Below are 17,566 nucleotides of genomic sequence, written 5' to 3'. Positions count from 1 at the left end.
ACCTAAAACGAATACCTCTCCAATTTCTTCCCCTGAATATCCAAAACCTTTGAACTTTCTTTCGAAACCTCACCTTTATATTCGGGCTGAACTGAAGGATTTGAAGGATATTTTCCGTTTTTAAATTTTATATGACGAAACTTTCCCCTACTTTCCATAATTAAATCATAAAACTTTTCGGTTGGAGTTGTGGTGACATAAATCGGGAAATCGGTTACGGTAAAAGAATTGATTAGACTTCCGTCATTATTCAAAATATAACCTGAGCAGCCTCCGCTTCCGCAGAAATAGGAATTTGAGAAAGCTACAAAATATTCGTCTTTTTGATCGTTATTTAAGTCGAAAACTTCGTAGTAAAAGAATCTGTCTTCTTTTGTCATTGCCGGAAGATCTTTCTTCAATAAAACCTGAAGTTTCCCCCGAATCAATTCAATTGTTTTATTCTCTTTTGGAGGAGCATCACTTACATCGGCTGTACCTCCAAGTGTTTTAGACAAAGTATCCTGAATAATCGTTTTAATGATATTTTTTTTCTGGTCTTTGTTTTGACAGGAATATAATATTGAAATTCCGATTACAATTAAAATTATACGTCTCATAATCTGATATTTAAATTCATATAATGACTTAAATTACAAAAAATATTCGACAAAAATAAACCCGACAGGCTTTTAAAACTTGTCGGGGCTGAAACGTATTAAAATCTTAAACTAATAACGCAGCTTTATTTTCAATATCATGCTGCTCCAAAAGTGATTTTATATTATTAAAAGTTACCAGTGCAATCTGAGTCAAAGCTTCATTGGTAAAAAAGGCCTGATGTGCTGTTACCAGAACATTTGGAAAACTCATTAAACGCTGAATCGCATCATCCTGAATAATATCTGCTGATAAATCCCTAAAAAACAGTTTTTCTTCCTGTTCGTAAACATCGATTCCCAGATAACCAATTTTTCCTTCTTTCAGACCTTCGATAACGCAGGCCGTTTCTATCAGTCCGCCACGGCTGGTATTGATAATCATGATGTGTTCTTTCATTAAATCAATAGATTTTTTATTGATTACATGCTTCGTCTGATCATTTAATGGGCAATGCAGCGAAATAATATCACTCGTTTTGAAAATCTCTTCTAAGCCTACAAAAGAAACACCATCTTTGATCATTTCGTCATTTTCTACAATATCATACGCCAATACTTTACAGCCAAAACCTAAGGCAATTTTAGCGAAAGCTTTCCCGATATTTCCGGTTCCGATAATTCCGATTGTTTTTCCGAACAAATCAAAACCCAATAGTCCGTTTAAGGAAAAATTCTGTTCACGAACGCGATTATAAGCTTTATGTGTTTTTCGATTTAAGGTTAAAATCATCGCCATGGCATGTTCGGCAACTGCCTGAGGCGAATAAGCAGGAACACGGCAGACTTTTATATTGTATTTTTTTGCAGCTTCTAAATCGACGTTATTAAAACCTGCACAGCGTAGAGCGATGATTTTTACGTTTTTTTCCGCCAGTTGCCTGATGACTTCTTCATTGACAATATCATTTACAAAAACGCAGACAATTGCAGCGTTTTCGATCAAAATTACCGTTTGCGGATTCAGCTGTGTTTCAAAATAATCCAACTCATAATTAAACTCAGTATTATATTTATTGAAGAAAGTTTTGTCATACGGCTGGGTAGAGAAAAAAGCAATCTTTTTTGGGTTGTAAATAGAATTTAAGCTCATAATTATTGTTTTAAAATTTTGATTAACTATCTCATTTTTTAAAATTTCCTTTTGGCAAATAATACAGCCAGCTAAAGCCTATTAAAAACAATATTAAAGAAGCCACAAAGGCAGGAATTAGAATTTCTTTATTGTTATCTAAAGCATTGTTCAGCGCTGCATACAACAGCCAAATCTGAATACTTACATTCAAAATTAAAATAAAAATTAATGACGAAAGAATTGCATTCAGCTTGTTTGGATTGGATTGGTTCTGACTTCTTCTAAAATTACTCATAACTGATTTATTTTAATAATTTATGCCGGATTTTTTTCCTGAACGGCAGCTTTTACATAAATGTCATCTCCTTTAAAAAAAACATCCAGACTAGGCAAAGCTCTTGGCGGAGGACCAGCAAGAACATCACCTGTTTTCGCATCAAAAGAACCTTCATGGCATGGACAATGAATAATTCCGGTTCCGGGTTTGTAAAAAACTGAACAGGAAAGATGGGTACATTTCTGTTCATACGCTTTAAAATCCCCATTTTCTAAATGAATTAATATATACGGAATCGTACTGCCTTCGATGACAAAAGCACGCGTTCCGCCCACAGGAACTTCGGCTTTTTTACACACAAAATGATCGCCTTCAACTTCTTCTTTTGGATAAATATAAGCTTTTGCTGCAACTAAACCACTTCCTACCATCAATCCTCCGGAAACCAAGGTAAGGAATTTTGCGAAGTCACGTCTGCTGACACTGGTTGCCAGCTGTTTCTCAATAGGAAAGTCTTTTTTCCAGTTTTTATTTAGATTATCTTCTTTAGACATTTTTTTATGGTGTAAAAAGTTTTATTTCAGTTTTTTTGAAGCTATATGTAAACTAAAATCTGTCTTCTATTATCTTTTTTCTATATTCTATTTCTAAAATCTTAATACTTAATTCTCATCACTTAATACCTAAAAATTATCAGTTCTGTACTTCCTTTAGGCATCATAATATTAACCTTAGTATTCACTGTTTCTTTTCCAAATATGAAACTGTTTACCGGCGTACTGTTAGGGCGCATTTCCTGAATTTCTTCTTTCGTACCAAAAAACAAAGCACCACTTGGACAAACGGTCGCACACATTGGTTTTTTACCCACGCTTGTTCTGTCGTAACACATGGTACATTTCATCATCAAATCATAATTTTCCTCTTTTTTAGGCACACCAAAAGGACAAGCCATCACACAATTCGAACATCCGATACATCTTTCGGTATTGGCCGTATGAACGATTCCGAATTCGTCCTGGGATATTGCATCTGCCGGACATACATTCGCGCAGACAGGATCTTCGCAGTGCATACACACCTGAACCGTTGTTTGTACGGTAGCAGCACGATCTACGTAATTAACATGTATCATGCTTTCCTGTCCATTAGTTTCGCATTCTGCACAGGCCAATTCACAAGCTTTACAGCCAATACAGCGCTGCATGTCTACAAAAAATTCTTCGTTTGTATTAAAACTGGTATAATTCATTAATTCGTTTTTTTATAGATTAAATACTGGCGTAGGCTTTTGATTCACTTGAAGGAGGTGCAATTTCCTTAAGAGGTTCCAAATGACAGGCACAAACTTTAAATTCGGGTATTTTTGAAATTGGATCCAAGGTTCCCGGTGTCAATTGATTTGCTGATTTTTTTCCGGACCAGTGGTACGGAATAAAAACGGTATCTTGTCTAATGGTTTCTACAATATTAGCCGGAAAAACGCCTTCTCCTCTTCTGGTTGAAACGCGGACCAATTCCCTTTGCTGAATTCCGTATTGTTTGGCCATATTAGGGTGGATTTCTAACAAAGGTTCCGGAAACTGATCTACTAACTTTCCGATTCTACGGGTTTGTGTTCCGCTTAGATATTGAGAAACTACACGTCCAGTCGTTAAAATTACCGGATAATCTTCGTCAGTTACTTCGCCCGGGAGTTTATAGGGAGCAGGATTAAAATGCGCTTTTCCATCAGGTGTTTTAAACTTTCTGTCTTCCCATAAGCGTGGTGTTCCCGGATGCCCTATTGTTGGACAAGGCCAAAAGACACCCATTTCATCTTCCACTCTTTGATAGGTTATTCCGAAATAATCGGCTGTTCCTCCTTTTGATGCAACACGCAATTCATTAAAAATAGCTTCACTGTTTTCGTATGTAAATTTGTCTTTCACCCCCAAACGTTTGGCAATTTCCAAAATAATAGAGCTGTCTGTTCTGGCATCACCCGGAGGCGTAACGGCCTGACGAATACGGATTACCCTTCCTTCGGCAGAAGTTGTCGTTCCTTCTTCTTCTTCCTGCAAAGAACCTGCTAAAACAATATCAGCATGACGGGCTGTTTCATTCAGGAAAAAGTCAATACAAACGTAAAACTCCAATTTTTCTAAAGCTTCACGAACATAGTTGCTGTTTGGCAACGAAACCAATGGATTGAAACAAATAGACAATAAACCTTTGATTTCTCCTCTGTGAATGGCTTCGATAATTTCATAAGCAGACAAACCTTTTCCAGGTAAATCTTTTTCGTCAATTCCCCAAACTTCTGAAATGTATTTGCGATGTTCCGGATTTTCGATATCTCTGTTTCCTGGTAACTGATCACACTTATGACCATGTTCTCTTCCTCCTTGTCCATTTCCTTGTCCGGTAATTGTCGCATAACCACAATATGGTTTACCAATTCTTCCTGTTGCCAAAACCAGATTGATACATCCCAAAACATTATCCACTCCTTTTGAGTGGTGTTCTATTCCGCGTGCATGAAGAAGAAAACTCGTATTGGCTTTTCCCCATAATTCTGCAACCTGTTGTATTTTTTCTTTTTTGATTCCGGTAACTTCTTCCGCCCATTCCAGTGTATTGTCTTTTACAGCATCTAAAGTTTCCTGAAATCCCGAAGTATGATTATTTATGAAATCATGATCCAGCATATCGTGATCGGCCAAATATTTCAGCATCGCACCATACAAGGCTGAATCAGTTCCCGGACGTACATCCAAATGAATATCGGCAGTTCTCGCCAATGGAATTATTCTTGGATCAATTACAATCAATTTTGCACCTCTGTCCCTTGCTTTCCAAATCCAGTGTGTTAATGTTGGAAACGTTTCGCTAATATTGGCTCCGGCCACAATAATTACCTCAGCATATTCAAGATCCGAATAGTTATTGGAACCTCTGTCCAGTCCAAATGCTTTTTTATTTCCGGCACCTGCACTTACCATGCATAAGCGTCCATTGTAATCTAAATTTTTGGTTTTTAAAGCTACTCTGGCAAATTTTCCCACCAAATAACTTTTTTCATTCGTTAAAGAAACTCCAGAAAGCATCGAAAAAGCATCGTTTCCATATTTTTCCTGAATGCGTTTTATTTCAGAAACCGTTTTCTCCATCGCATCATCCCAGGAAGTGGGTACAAATCCCTGTCCTTCTACTCTTTTTAACGGACTCAAAAGTCGGTCAGGATGATTGTTCTGCAAATAACGCTGTACTCCTTTTGGACAAAGTCTTCCTTCGTTGAACGGAAATTCCATCCATGGTTCAAAACCAACTACTTTATTTTCTTTTACAGATAACTGAATTCCACATTGCATTCCGCAAAAACAGCAATGTGTTTTCACTAATTCATCCGGTTCGTCTCTTCCCTCATAACCTTCCTTTGGACTATAATTTTTATGAGGCCCAAAAAGTGAAACAATATGTTCTTCTGAAACAGGTAATTTTGCCATGTTTTTTTTATATTTTTCTTTAAAAATTATCCAAATAAATTTCCTCCGTCCTGCCTTGCTCTTAAATGAGCCTGAGCCAATCGGGATCTTTTTCCTTCAGGACTTAAATCCAGATGTGAAGTCCCGTCTTCATAAGTAAAATCAAAACCTAATTCTTTAGTCACTATTTTAAGATCGTCAATGTGCAGTTTTGTGGCAAACTCTTCTCCAGTGTGCGGACAAACTGCCATTCCTTTCTTTCTACCTTCTTTATTATAGATATGTGCTCCAATTTGTGCCGGACGTTGAATAATATGAAAAAACTTTCCGAACGGAATCCAGATTAAAAACATGATTACTGTCACAGCATGAAGAACCGCCAAAAAGTCAAAAGCAAAACCTTTCATAAACTGATACGAATACGTCAGTCCTAATCCGGTAACTGAAATAGCAATTAATAAAATAAGCGGCAATAAATCACCTTCAAAAGTCTGGGTAGCAATCAATCCGGGATTGGTCAATCGTCTTCTTAAATAATATACAGAACCAAAAATGACTAAATAAGAAGACCAGTTCAAAGCATGAAAAGTCAGGAATGCCATGATAGAACCTAACTCAAAATCCATTACTTTAAAACCAAAAAAATGGGCTTCGTAAACGGAGATGCTATTTGGCGCCATAGTAAAATGAATCCATCCAAAAGTCAATGGAATCGTAATTAAAAAAGCAGATGTACAGCCTATTGCAATCATAAAATGCGCCATCCAGCGGTATTTCCCTCTTGGGTAAATAAACTTCTGAAAAGCAATATTTTCTATAGTTTCTTTAGATGCAAACCAAAAATGAGAGAACACTTTTCCGGTAAACAAAAAGGTAATTCCTCTTTTAAAATAAATCCATGTTGGAGGTCTTTGAAGCCATACTGTGTAACGGTACACAATCCCAAAAAAAGCGAATATGGTTCCGAAGAGATAGGTAATTAGTGCAGCATCAAAATTTTGCAATTCCCTTGACCCATAAAATACCAATACAATCATAAATATCGAAAGTAATGTAGCAATGAGTAATGCTTTAGTATTAAAAGTCCTGTTTTTCATCCTGATCATATTAAATACACACTTATATTATCCTCCATTTTTTTTTATTAAAAGAGAGATTTTCTTCGGGAGTAAAAGTAAATAAAGAAAAACTAAGTAAAAATACCTAAGTATAATTTTCAAACACAATAATGCTTAAAAATGTTATAATGTTGCTAACTTTCAATATTTCAATTTAAAAAGCAACACAAATCATTCCTATTTCTACTTAACTGAAATACGTAGTTTATTCCTTTCTGTCTATATCCTTAGCAAATTCAGGCAGTTTTTCTTTAGTCATTTTTACAATTACACGATGCATCCAGATCAAACAAGTTAGTGACAATGCCAAAATGAAGAACCATGAACTTGTCCAGAATCCGGTAAATGATAATAGATATCCAAAAATAATAGGTCCAAAGAATCCGCCAAGACCTCCCAATAAGCCTACCATTCCGCCAATTACCCCTACTTCGTTTGGAAAATAATCCGGTATGTGTTTAAAAACTGCAGCAGAGCCAATTCCCCAACAAATTCCAATTAAAATAACCAGAACCAAATACACCCACATATTGGCTTCAAAATGAATTTGTGTAATTCCTTCTGCTAATAAATCTTTCTTCTGTACTTTTTGATTTTCAGCAACAACAGTTTCCTGCCATGTTTTTTTGGATGGAAAAAATTCAGAATGCAATTGGTTTTCATCTTTTTCACTAATTACATATTCCTTATCATCAATTACAATTTTATTTGATGAAACTGCTGTAACGATTCCTGCTTTACTCGCTAACAAACCACTTCCTGAAGTCGTGATATCCATTTTCGGAAACAGCAATAAAAAACTTAAAACGACAGAAGAACTCAAAACCCAATACATTACTTTTCTTGCCCCGAATTTATCTGACAAAAAGCCTCCAAAAGCACGTACAACACCGGCTGGCAAACTGAAACAGGAAGTAAAAATTCCGCCTAGTATCAAGGTTGTGTGATACACATTCATAAAATTGGGCAAAAGCCATTGTGAAAACGTTACGAACGAACCAAAAACTAAAAAATAATAGGTTCCAAAACGCCATACACGAACACTTTTTAAAGGCTGCATTAATTCTTTTGCACTTTTAGACTGGGCGTCTATTCTTTTGTTTTTAGCGAAAATCAGAAATACAATTCCCATACACAATAAAGCAGAACCATAAATAACAGGCAGCCATTTCCAGCCGTTTACCGGATCGATTTCTGAAAATTTATTCAATAATGAAGGTGCTAAAAAAGGTGTTATGGATGCTCCGGCAGTTCCCATTCCAAAAATTCCCAAAGCCCTTCCCTGCCATTCTTTCGGATACCAGACAGAAGTTGAAGCAACACCAACTGCAAAACTGGTTCCTACCATTCCAAACAAAAAACTTAGAATAGCAAAAACCGTAAAAGAAGTTGCAAAAGGCAATAGAAATAAAGGAATAGAAGCCAAAATCAATAAAGCTGAATGCACAATTTTACCTCCAAATTTATCAGTTAAGATTCCCATAGGCAGCCTCATAACCGAACCCGTAAGAACAGGAATCCCTAAAAGCCAACCGATTTGTACGACATCCCAATTGAAGATTTCTTTATCGACGAGAAAAGTAACCAAAACTCCATTGAGAGTCCAGCAGGCAAAACAAATTGCAAAAGCTAAAGTATTGAGAAAAAGAATACGATGAGATTGGGAAAGATCAGCCATAGAATTTAGTATTTAAATTATATTCTTAAAATCTATTCCTTAATAGCAGGAACCCTTGTAAATTATTTTTTTTTGCTAAAAAAATAATTCTTCTAAGTTAAACAAAAAAATCCAGCTAAAACCCTACAATACAAATATTTAATAGTGGTTTAATCTTAATTCTGGCTACACTTTATACTTAACACCAACCATTTTTTCTATATTTTTTGTTAAATGATTAAAATTCTGACTATCAGATTAAACCTATTGAATTTGATCATGTCTAAATCCTATAACCAATTAAAAAAAACAAATCATGAAAAAATTATTTATCGCAGCTTTATTATTCGTTGGAATAACAAGTTTTGCTCAGGATGGAGAGATGGATACTGATCAGAGACCACCTCGTGAAAAAAGAGAAAGATTAACACCGGAAGAGCGAAACGAAAAACAACTGAAAAAACTAACTGCTGATCTTACTTTAAACGCTAAGCAGCAGGATCAGGTAAAACAATTGATTGCTGAAAGAAGTGCAAAAGCTGAAAAATTAAGAGAAGCCCGAAAAGAACAAAGAGAGAAAGGAAGTAAACTAACTGCTGAACAGAGAGAAGCTTTCAAAAAAGAAATGACAGCAGAAGCAGATGCGAATGATGCTAAAATGAAAGGAATTCTAACTACCGATCAATACACTAAATGGAAAAAAATTCAGGAGGAAAATAAAGATAAGGCAAAGGATAAAATGAGAGAATACAGAAGAGATAATAACTAAACTATCAAATAAAAAAAGAGGCTCGATGGCCTCTTTTTTGTTATTAAAAAGTTTTAGAAACTTTATCAATTGCATTAATGGTGAAATCTAAATCTTCATACGTCAAAGCATCTGTAATAAACCACGTTTCATATGCAGATGGCGCAATATAAACTCCTTCCTGCAATAATCCGTGGAAGAATTTTTTAAACGTTTCATTATCTCCTTTTGCAGCAGTTTGAAAGTCGGTAACCGGATCTGCATCAAAGTGAACCGAAATCATAGAACCAACTCTGTTAATTGTAAAAACTACATTATTCGCTTTTAAAACTCTGTCAATTCCTGCCTCCAGATAAGCTGTTTTTTCTTCTAATCGGGTAAAAATAGCAGGATCATTATTTAAAGATTGTAACATCGCTAATCCGGCAGCCATTGCAAGCGGATTACCGGACAATGTCCCAGCCTGATAAACTGGTCCAAGCGGTGCTAAATGATTCATAATTTCCTCACGTGCAGCAAAAGCTCCAACCGGAAGTCCTCCGCCAATTACTTTTCCGAAAGTCACGATATCAGCATCAATGCCATATAATTCCTGGACACCTCCGCGAGCCAAACGAAAACCGGTCATTACCTCATCAAAAATCAATAAGATTCCGTTTGCTGTACACAATTCTCTTAAACTTTCAAGGAAACCTTTTACAGGTGGAATACAGCCCATATTTCCTGCAACTGCTTCAATAATAATTGCGGCAATTTCTCCTTTATTAGCTTCAACCAGAGTTTTTACATTTTCTAAATCATTGTATTTTGCCAATAACGTATCTTTTGCAGTTCCTTGTGTAACTCCCGGACTATTTGGAGAACCAAAAGTTACAGCACCACTTCCTGCCTGAATCAAAAATGAATCAGAATGTCCGTGGTAACAGCCTGCAAATTTGATGATTTTATCTCTTTTTGTAAATCCGCGAGCCAAACGAATCGCACTCATACAAGCTTCTGTACCTGAATTTACAAAGCGTATTTTATCAATATTCGGAACCATAGAAACAGCCAAAGCGGCAATTTCAGTTTCCAGTTCTGTTGGCATTCCAAATGAAGTTCCCAGTTTTGCTTTTTCGATTACTGCGTCTACAACCGGCTGATAAGCGTGACCTAAAACCATTGGCCCCCAGGAGTTGATATAATCTATTAATTTGTTTCCGTCTTCATCAAATAAATAAGCTCCTTTGGCGCTTTTTACAAAAATCGGAGTTCCGCCAACGGCTTTAAATGCTCTTACTGGTGAATTTACCCCTCCCGGAATTACTTTTTCTGCTTCAGCAAAAAGCTGACTACTTCTTTTATAAATCATTTTTTTTTAGATTATTAGATCTTAGACTTCTTAGATTTTTTCTAATTGACAATTGATAATTATCAATTTATCATTTCACTCTCAACTTTTGTCCTATCGAAAGTGCATTATCAGTTAGATTATTTTTTTGTTTTAAGTCTTCGACCAATAAATTGAACTTTTTTGAAATGGAATACAAAGTATCCCCTTTTTGAACTTCATATAAATTGGGGTCATTTGAATTCATATTTATTTTTGGATCAGAAGCCACATCATAAGATGATTTTCTTGTTGGAGCTGTTTTATTTATTGCAACATAATTTTTTCCGGTGACCTGACAATCATACTGATGCAGATTGTAACGTTCAATATAGCTGATTAATTTATCCGGATAATTTGGGTCAGTTGCATAACCACATGCTCTTAACCCCTTTGACCAGGCTTTGTAATCGTCTTTTTCATACGTAAACAAAACAGCATACCTGTTTTTACCTACCAAAAATAAGGCATGATCCCTATACGATTCTGAAGCTTCATTGTATTTCCTGAAACATTCCTGAGAAGCATCATCGTCATGGCGAACACTTTCTCCAAGCCAGTCTTTATGACATTTGATTCCGAAATGATTATTCGCAGTCACAGCCAGATCTCCTTTTCCGGCACCCGATTCTAATATTCCCTGAGCCAGAATAATACTTGCAGGAATACCATATTTTTGCATGTTTCCGATGGCAATATCTTTGTACTGCAACACATAATTATTGATTAAATCGCTGGTAACAACCGTTTTTGAAGTCGACTGAATAACTTCTGTATTGTTTGTAGAAGGGTATTTTTTAGCAACTGGTTTAGCATCAGCGGTTCGTTTTGTCGAAACCGTTCTTGGTTTCTGAACTGCCGCTGCCTTTTTTGTTGTCGCAATAACCGGTTTACTCGAAGAGCAACCTGTTAAAGCTGCTATAATGAAGAATATTATAAGTTTTTTAATCATCAATTTTGAGTATTGGTAATTTTTTCTGCTTCAATTTCAAATTCATACCTTGAATTCCCTGCAATCCGCCTGTGTGAATAAGTAAAATTTTTGAATGCGCAGGAAAATAATTTTTATGGATTAAATCTATAACGCCAAAAACCATTTTTCCTGTATAAATTGGATCTAAGGGCACTTTATTTTCATCAAAAAAAGCATTGATAAATTCAATTAATTCCAAATTTATTTTGCCATAACCTCCAAAATGATAGTCAGAAATTAAATTCCAGTTATCCTTTTTTGCAAAAATACGAATTTCATCGTTTAAAAAGTCACCTTTTAACGCCGGAAACCCTAAAATTTTCTGATTTGGCAATGCACTGTTTATTAATCCAGAAATGGTTCCGCCCGTTCCAGCAGCACAGCAAACGTAATTAAAAACTGCATCTTCAGCAGTCAAAATCTCTTCACAGCCTTTTACGGCCAATTCATTCGTTCCGCCTTCGGGTACTAAATAAAAATCTCCATATTTTTCCTTTAACTTTTCTATAAAGGAATCTTCGTTTTTTAAACGATACTCTTCTCTGGAAATAAATTCTAACTGCATTCCGTTTTCCTGAGCAAATTTTAAAGTGGGGTTTTCTTCAATTTTATCAAAAAGTTCATCGCCCCGAATAATTCCAATTGTTTTTAAACCTTGTTCGTTTCCTGCATAAGCAACTGCTGCAATATGGTTAGAAAAAGCCCCTCCAAAAGTCAGTAAAGTCTTTTTGTTTTCGGCTTTTGCCTGAAGTAAATTGTATTTTAATTTCCTGAATTTGTTTCCTGACACAAACGGATGAATTAAATCTTCACGTTTTATAGTCAAGGAAATTCCATTTGGGAAGTCAATATTTATTGGCTGATTAAAAACTGGATTCATTTTAACTTGATGTAATATAGAAACTGAAAAAACGATCGCTTTTTCAGATAATTTAAGTCGGTTTCTTTAGCGTAAGCTTCTCTTTCAAAACTAATATTTCGATACGCCAATGCCCCATTTTTATATTGAATTAAACGAATTAAATATTCTAAAAAATACCACACAAAAAACGGAATTACCAAAAGCTCTAATTGTTGTCTCAAATGTATTTTTTCATGATTGATAAAAACTGCATTGGTCTTATCAAAATCATATTTAACCAAAACAAACGGAAAAACAGCCATTCCTCGATATCCTTTCGGAATTAAATATTTAGCAACAATCAGAAACATTGGCTGTAAAATTTATAAATTTGTAGCTGTAAAATTGTTCGATTTCAATAAAATCACAATCAAATTTTTATGTTTTTGATTTTAATTATTAGAAAAAGAACGTGAAGCAGATTTATGAAAGAGCAAAGTAATGAAAATAAATTAATCGAAGGTGAAGATTTTTATTATACGCCCGAAAGTTATAAATGCTTTACTGAAAAACATCATTTAAAACGCGGTTACTGCTGTAAAAGCGGTTGTCGTCATTGCCCTTATGGGTTTGACAAACGAACGGGAGAAATCAGAAAGAAGGCTAATTAGATAATGTGTCAATTTGAAAATTAGATAATTCAATTAAATTCCAATTTTTAAATTCCAAATTCCAATCTAAAATCTAAAATTATAACATGGATATTCGCTCACGAAAATTTAGGATTACAATCCACAAATCCTATCACAGATCGGATATCCGTTATCCTTAGTTTTTTTAATTATAAAATGTGACAATTTGAAAATTAGATAATTTCAATCTAAAATCTAAAATTAAAAAAATGACTTTTCAACAAGAAATACAACAAGGAATACCTTCTATACTTCCTTCAAAAAAAGAATACGACACAGCAATTAATCATGCTCCGAAACGAAAAGAAATTCTTTCGGCAGAAGAAAAAAAGCTGGCTTTAAAAAATGCTTTACGTTATTTCGACCCAAAACATCACGCTGAATTAATTCCTGAATTTTCAGAAGAATTAGAAAAATACGGACGTATTTATATGTATCGTCTTCGTCCGGATTACAGAATGTATGCTCGTCCAATTGACGAATATCCAGGGAAATCATTGCAGGCAAAAGCGATCATGCACATGATTCAGAACAATCTGGATTATGCGGTGGCGCAACATCCACACGAATTGATTACCTATGGAGGAAACGGAGCGGTTTTCCAGAACTGGGCACAATATTTATTGACAATGCAGTATCTGTCTGAAATGACAGATGAGCAGACTTTAACCATGTATTCTGGTCACCCAATGGGATTATTTCCTTCGCATAAAGAAGCGCCTAGAGTTGTCATAACAAACGGAATGGTGATCCCAAATTACTCTAAACCTGACGACTGGGAAAAAATGAATGCTCTTGGGGTTTCGCAATACGGACAAATGACAGCGGGAAGTTATATGTATATTGGTCCGCAGGGAATCGTACACGGAACTACGATTACGGTTTTAAACGGTTTTAGAAAAATAAAACAAAATCCTGAAGGAAGTTTATTTGTAACTTCCGGACTTGGCGGAATGTCAGGCGCACAGCCAAAAGCGGGAAATATTGCGGGTTGTATTACGGTCTGCGCCGAAGTAAATCCGAAAATCACAAAAATCCGTCACGAGCAAGGATGGATTAATGAGATTGTAACTTCTACAGATGAACTGGTTTCCAGAGTCACTTTAGCGAAAGCAAATAAAGAAACCGTTTCGATCGCTTATTTAGGAAACGTGGTTGATGTCTGGGAACGTTTTGATCAGGAAAATATCAAAATTGATTTGGGATCTGATCAAACTTCCCTTCATAATCCTTGGGCCGGAGGATATTATCCGGTTGGAATTTCGTTTGAAGACGCTAATAAAATGATGGCTGAAAATCCGGATTTATTCAAAGAAAAAGTACAGGAAAGTTTACGTCGTCATGCTGATGCCATTAACAAACACACTGCAAAAGGCACTTACTTTTTTGATTACGGAAATGCCTTTTTATTAGAAGCTTCACGTGCCGGAGCAGATGTAATGGCTGAAAATAATATCGATTTCAAATATCCAAGTTACGTTCAGGATATTATGGGACCAATGTGCTTCGATTACGGATTTGGACCTTTCCGCTGGGTTTGTACTTCCGGAAAACCAGAAGATTTATTAAAAACGGATGCCATTGCCTGCGAAGTTTTAGAAAAAATGGCTGAAACTGCTCCAAATGAAATTCAACAGCAAATGCAGGATAACATTAAATGGATAAAAGGCGCTCAGGAAAATAAATTGGTTGTAGGTTCTCAGGCAAGAATTCTTTACGCCGATGCAGAAGGAAGAATAAAAATCGCAGAAGCTTTTAATCAGGCTATTGCCGAAGGCGAAATTGGCGCTGTCGTTTTAGGACGTGATCACCATGACGTTTCAGGAACTGACTCGCCTTACAGAGAGACTTCAAATATCTATGACGGATCTCGTTTTACTGCCGATATGGCGATTCATAACGTGATTGGAGACAGCTTTAGAGGTGCCACCTGGGTCTCAATTCACAACGGTGGAGGAGTTGGCTGGGGAGAGGTTATAAACGGCGGATTTGGTATGGTTCTTGATGGCTCTACAGAAGCTTCAAAACGTTTAGCATCAATGCTTTTTTGGGATGTTAATAACGGAATTTCAAGACGAAGCTGGGCCCGAAACGAAGGTGCTGTTTTTGCTATAAAAAGAGCAATGGAAGTTCAGCCATTATTAAAAGTAACTTTACCTAATCTTGTTGATGAGAGCTTGCTATAACTAAAACAAAACATTTAATTCTAAAATTATGAAAACATTCAAATTAGTTCCGATTTTGCTGTTATTGATTTTTACTTCATGCAGCAGTGTTACTGTTTATTCTGATTACGACAAAAATGTCGATTTTACGCCTTATAAAACATATGCCTTCTTCAAACCCGGAATTGATAAAGTCGAGATTTCTGATTTGGATAAAAGACGTATCCTTCATGCAATAGAGAGCGAATTGCAGGCGAAAGGCTTTACAAAAAGTGAAAATCCTGATTTACTGGTAAATATTTTTACGAAATCAAGAGAACAGGTTGATGTAAACCAATTTAGCGCCGGATGGGGCTACGGTTGGGGATGGGGATGGAATCCGTGGATGATGTACGGTGGAAACCAAACAACTGTTTCAACTTCTACCGAAGGAACTTTATACATCGATTTAATTGATGCCAAGAAAAAAGAAATGATCTGGCAGGGCGAAGGAATTGGAGTTTTGACCAGAAACATCGATAAAAAGGATGAAAGAATTGCTGAATTTGTAAACAAAATTTTGGCTCAATATCCTCCTCAAATAAAAAAATAATTGATAAATTTGCTTTTCAAATAACAAAAATGACAAATTTTAATAACATTATTATCGCTATTATCAGCATTATTGCAATTCAGCAATGATGGCGAGGTGTTATATAAATATGTAAAATATAGTTTATAAGAACCTCCCAACAAACGGGAGGTTTTTTATTTTTAAAAAGATTTAATCAAATACATCATGAATTTATTTAACGAAGTACTTAACGCAAAAAAACAACTCGAAAATGTTGTTGCTGCCACTCCTTTGACACAAAATCTAAATCTTTCGGACGAATTTAAATCGACCATTTTATTGAAAAGAGAAGATTTACAAATTGTTCGTTCGTATAAAATCAGAGGGGCATACAATAAAATTTCTTCGTTAACTGATGCTGAAAAACAAATTGGAGTAGTTTGTGCCAGCGCCGGAAATCACGCTCAGGGCGTTGCTTATTCCTGTAATTTACTAAAAATTAAGGGTAAAATTTATATGCCAAAAACGACTCCGAAACAGAAAGTAAAACAAGTACAATTGTTCGGGAAATCGTTTGTTGAAATTGTACTTACCGGAGATACTTTTGACGATGCTTATGGATCTGCAACTGCAGACGCTATCAAAAATCATAAAATATTCATTCATCCGTTTGATGATGAAAAGGTTATTGCCGGACAAGGAACTGTTGGGTTAGAAATCCTTGAAACTTATAAAGAACCTATTGATTATATTTTTGTACCTATTGGCGGTGGTGGACTAGCTTCCGGTTTATCAGAAGTTTTTAAATACTTAAGTCCTAATACCAAAATAATAGGTGTTGAACCCAAAGGAGCTCCTTCGATGAAAACTTCTATTGAAGAAAATAAAAATACAGTTTTAAAAACGATTGATAAATTCGTTGACGGAGCAGCTGTAAAACAAGTTGGCGATAAAACTTTTGAAATCTGTAAACAAAATCTGCACGATATCATTCTGGTTCCGGAAGGCAAAGTATGCACCACCATTTTAAGATTGTACAATGAAGAAGCCATGGTGGTTGAACCTGCGGGTGCTTTGACAATTGCCGCTTTAGATTTTTACAAAGATAAAATTAAGCACAAAAAAGTAGTTTGCATAGTCAGCGGAAGCAACAATGATATTGAAAGAACAGCCGAAATAAAAGAGCGTTCATTGCTTTATGAAGGACTGATGCACTATTTTATGATTCAGTTTCCACAGCGTCCGGGTGCTTTAAAAGAATTTGTAAATAATATTTTAGGTCCTGATGACGATATTACTTATTTTCAGTTTGCTAAAAAAAACAGTCGTGAAAAAGGTTCGGTCGTAGTGGGAATAGAATTGAAAAAGAAAAAAGATATTCAGCCTATTAAAATGAAAATGACTCAATACGGTTTTGAATTTCAATATCTGAATGAAAATCATGATTTATTTACGCAGTTAATCGGATAATCAATCTGTTGTTATGATAAATATCAGCAAATAAAAAAGACGTTATATCGTATTTTTGCAACTCAAAATTCAATTTTAAAAGTATGGCTGTGCTTAAAGATATTTCAAACATAGACGACATCAAACAAATGGTGGACACTTTCTATGACAGTGTTAGAAAAGACGATTTACTTGGACCAATTTTCAATGATAAATTGCAGGGTCGCTGGCCTGAGCATTTACAAAAAATGTATGGTTTCTGGCAAACTATTTTATTTGATGTCCGTGCTTATTCCGGAAGCCCTTTCCCGCCACACAAACAACTACCTGTCGACAAAACTCATTTTGACCGTTGGGTAATGCTTTTTAATACATCAATAGATGCTCAGTTTTCAGGAGTAATTACTGAAGAAGCCAAAATGCGTGCAACGAATATGGCATTTATGTTCAATCATAAAATTGAGTATTTTAGAAATCCTGCAAATCATTAAAAACATTTGGACAACTCTGAATTATTACTTTTAAAATGACTAAATTTAACTAA

General features: G+C 35.4%; 18 protein-coding genes. 6 read left to right on the top strand and 12 right to left on the bottom strand.

Annotated elements, in window-relative coordinates; translation table 11 throughout:
• Nucleotides 1-2 precede the first annotated feature (2 nt).
• The 8 genes from GWR14_RS18775 to GWR14_RS18740 form a co-directional block, all read right to left on the bottom strand.
• Nucleotides 3-599, bottom strand: coding sequence for a hypothetical protein (locus GWR14_RS18775; RefSeq protein WP_163410674.1), 597 nt, complete (start codon nucleotides 597-599; stop codon nucleotides 3-5).
• A 106-nt stretch (nucleotides 600-705) separates the two neighbouring features.
• The gene (locus tag GWR14_RS18770; RefSeq protein ID WP_163410672.1) at nucleotides 706-1,731 is read right to left on the bottom strand and encodes a 2-hydroxyacid dehydrogenase; all 1,026 of its coding nucleotides are present in this window, start codon (nucleotides 1,729-1,731) and stop codon (nucleotides 706-708) included.
• Nucleotides 1,732-1,762: 31 nt separating this feature from the next.
• Entirely contained in the window at nucleotides 1,763-2,008 is a 246-nt protein-coding gene (locus tag GWR14_RS18765) for a DUF6755 family protein (protein ID WP_163401083.1), read from the bottom strand.
• A gap of 20 nt (nucleotides 2,009-2,028) precedes the next feature.
• The gene (locus tag GWR14_RS18760) at nucleotides 2,029-2,544 is read right to left on the bottom strand and encodes a QcrA and Rieske domain-containing protein (protein WP_163410670.1); all 516 of its coding nucleotides are present in this window, start codon (nucleotides 2,542-2,544) and stop codon (nucleotides 2,029-2,031) included.
• A 122-nt stretch (nucleotides 2,545-2,666) separates the two neighbouring features.
• Nucleotides 2,667-3,242, bottom strand: coding sequence for a 4Fe-4S dicluster domain-containing protein (locus GWR14_RS18755; protein ID WP_163410668.1), 576 nt, complete (start codon nucleotides 3,240-3,242; stop codon nucleotides 2,667-2,669).
• A gap of 19 nt (nucleotides 3,243-3,261) precedes the next feature.
• Complete coding sequence (locus GWR14_RS18750) at nucleotides 3,262-5,478, bottom strand: molybdopterin oxidoreductase family protein (RefSeq protein WP_163410666.1); 2,217 nt, start codon at nucleotides 5,476-5,478, stop codon at nucleotides 3,262-3,264.
• Nucleotides 5,479-5,504: 26 nt separating this feature from the next.
• Complete coding sequence (locus tag GWR14_RS18745) at nucleotides 5,505-6,554, bottom strand: MFS transporter (RefSeq protein ID WP_187356545.1); 1,050 nt, start codon at nucleotides 6,552-6,554, stop codon at nucleotides 5,505-5,507.
• A 226-nt stretch (nucleotides 6,555-6,780) separates the two neighbouring features.
• On the bottom strand, nucleotides 6,781-8,253 hold the full coding sequence (locus GWR14_RS18740; protein WP_163410662.1) for an MFS transporter: 1,473 nt from the start codon (nucleotides 8,251-8,253) through the stop codon (nucleotides 6,781-6,783).
• A 295-nt stretch (nucleotides 8,254-8,548) separates the two neighbouring features.
• Here GWR14_RS18740 and GWR14_RS18735 point away from each other — a divergent pair, with 295 nt between their 5' ends.
• Nucleotides 8,549-9,001, top strand: a complete 453-nt coding sequence (locus GWR14_RS18735; protein WP_163410661.1) for a hypothetical protein — start codon at nucleotides 8,549-8,551, stop codon at nucleotides 8,999-9,001.
• A 43-nt stretch (nucleotides 9,002-9,044) separates the two neighbouring features.
• Here GWR14_RS18735 and hemL read toward each other — a convergent pair whose 3' ends face one another.
• The 4 genes from hemL to GWR14_RS18715 all read right to left on the bottom strand — a co-directional run bounded on the left by hemL (nucleotide 9,045) and on the right by GWR14_RS18715 (nucleotide 12,534).
• Complete coding sequence (gene hemL, locus GWR14_RS18730; protein WP_163410659.1) at nucleotides 9,045-10,331, bottom strand: glutamate-1-semialdehyde 2,1-aminomutase; 1,287 nt, start codon at nucleotides 10,329-10,331, stop codon at nucleotides 9,045-9,047.
• A gap of 70 nt (nucleotides 10,332-10,401) precedes the next feature.
• The gene (locus GWR14_RS18725) at nucleotides 10,402-11,301 is read right to left on the bottom strand and encodes a glucosaminidase domain-containing protein (protein WP_163410657.1); all 900 of its coding nucleotides are present in this window, start codon (nucleotides 11,299-11,301) and stop codon (nucleotides 10,402-10,404) included.
• A complete protein-coding gene (locus GWR14_RS18720) occupies nucleotides 11,294-12,202 on the bottom strand; it encodes a 1-aminocyclopropane-1-carboxylate deaminase/D-cysteine desulfhydrase (protein WP_163410655.1) in 909 nt (302 codons plus the stop codon). Before GWR14_RS18720 ends, GWR14_RS18725 begins: the two co-directional genes overlap by 8 nt.
• Nucleotides 12,199-12,534 (bottom strand): hypothetical protein, encoded by a 336-nt coding sequence (locus GWR14_RS18715; protein ID WP_163410653.1) that lies wholly within the window; start codon nucleotides 12,532-12,534, stop codon nucleotides 12,199-12,201. The genes GWR14_RS18720 and GWR14_RS18715 overlap by 4 nt, the downstream gene beginning before the upstream one ends.
• Nucleotides 12,535-12,648: 114 nt before the next feature.
• Here GWR14_RS18715 and GWR14_RS18710 point away from each other — a divergent pair, with 114 nt between their 5' ends.
• The 5 genes from GWR14_RS18710 to GWR14_RS18690 all read left to right on the top strand — a co-directional run bounded on the left by GWR14_RS18710 (nucleotide 12,649) and on the right by GWR14_RS18690 (nucleotide 17,513).
• A complete protein-coding gene (locus GWR14_RS18710; RefSeq protein ID WP_163410650.1) occupies nucleotides 12,649-12,834 on the top strand; it encodes a DUF5522 domain-containing protein in 186 nt (61 codons plus the stop codon).
• A gap of 230 nt (nucleotides 12,835-13,064) precedes the next feature.
• The gene (locus GWR14_RS18705) at nucleotides 13,065-15,041 is read left to right on the top strand and encodes a urocanate hydratase (RefSeq protein ID WP_163410648.1); all 1,977 of its coding nucleotides are present in this window, start codon (nucleotides 13,065-13,067) and stop codon (nucleotides 15,039-15,041) included.
• Between the two features lie 28 nt (nucleotides 15,042-15,069).
• On the top strand, nucleotides 15,070-15,612 hold the full coding sequence (locus GWR14_RS18700) for a DUF4136 domain-containing protein (protein ID WP_163410646.1): 543 nt from the start codon (nucleotides 15,070-15,072) through the stop codon (nucleotides 15,610-15,612).
• A gap of 186 nt (nucleotides 15,613-15,798) precedes the next feature.
• Nucleotides 15,799-17,043, top strand: coding sequence for a threonine ammonia-lyase IlvA (gene ilvA / locus GWR14_RS18695; protein WP_163410644.1), 1,245 nt, complete (start codon nucleotides 15,799-15,801; stop codon nucleotides 17,041-17,043).
• A gap of 83 nt (nucleotides 17,044-17,126) precedes the next feature.
• Entirely contained in the window at nucleotides 17,127-17,513 is a 387-nt protein-coding gene (locus tag GWR14_RS18690; RefSeq protein WP_163410642.1) for a group III truncated hemoglobin, read from the top strand.
• Nucleotides 17,514-17,566 lie beyond the last annotated feature (53 nt).

Source organism: Flavobacterium ajazii (genome assembly GCF_010614725.1).
GTDB lineage: Bacteria > Bacteroidota > Bacteroidia > Flavobacteriales > Flavobacteriaceae > Flavobacterium > Flavobacterium ajazii.
The sequence above is the reverse complement of the archived record's forward strand: the minus strand, read 5'-3'. Positions and strand labels throughout refer to the sequence as shown.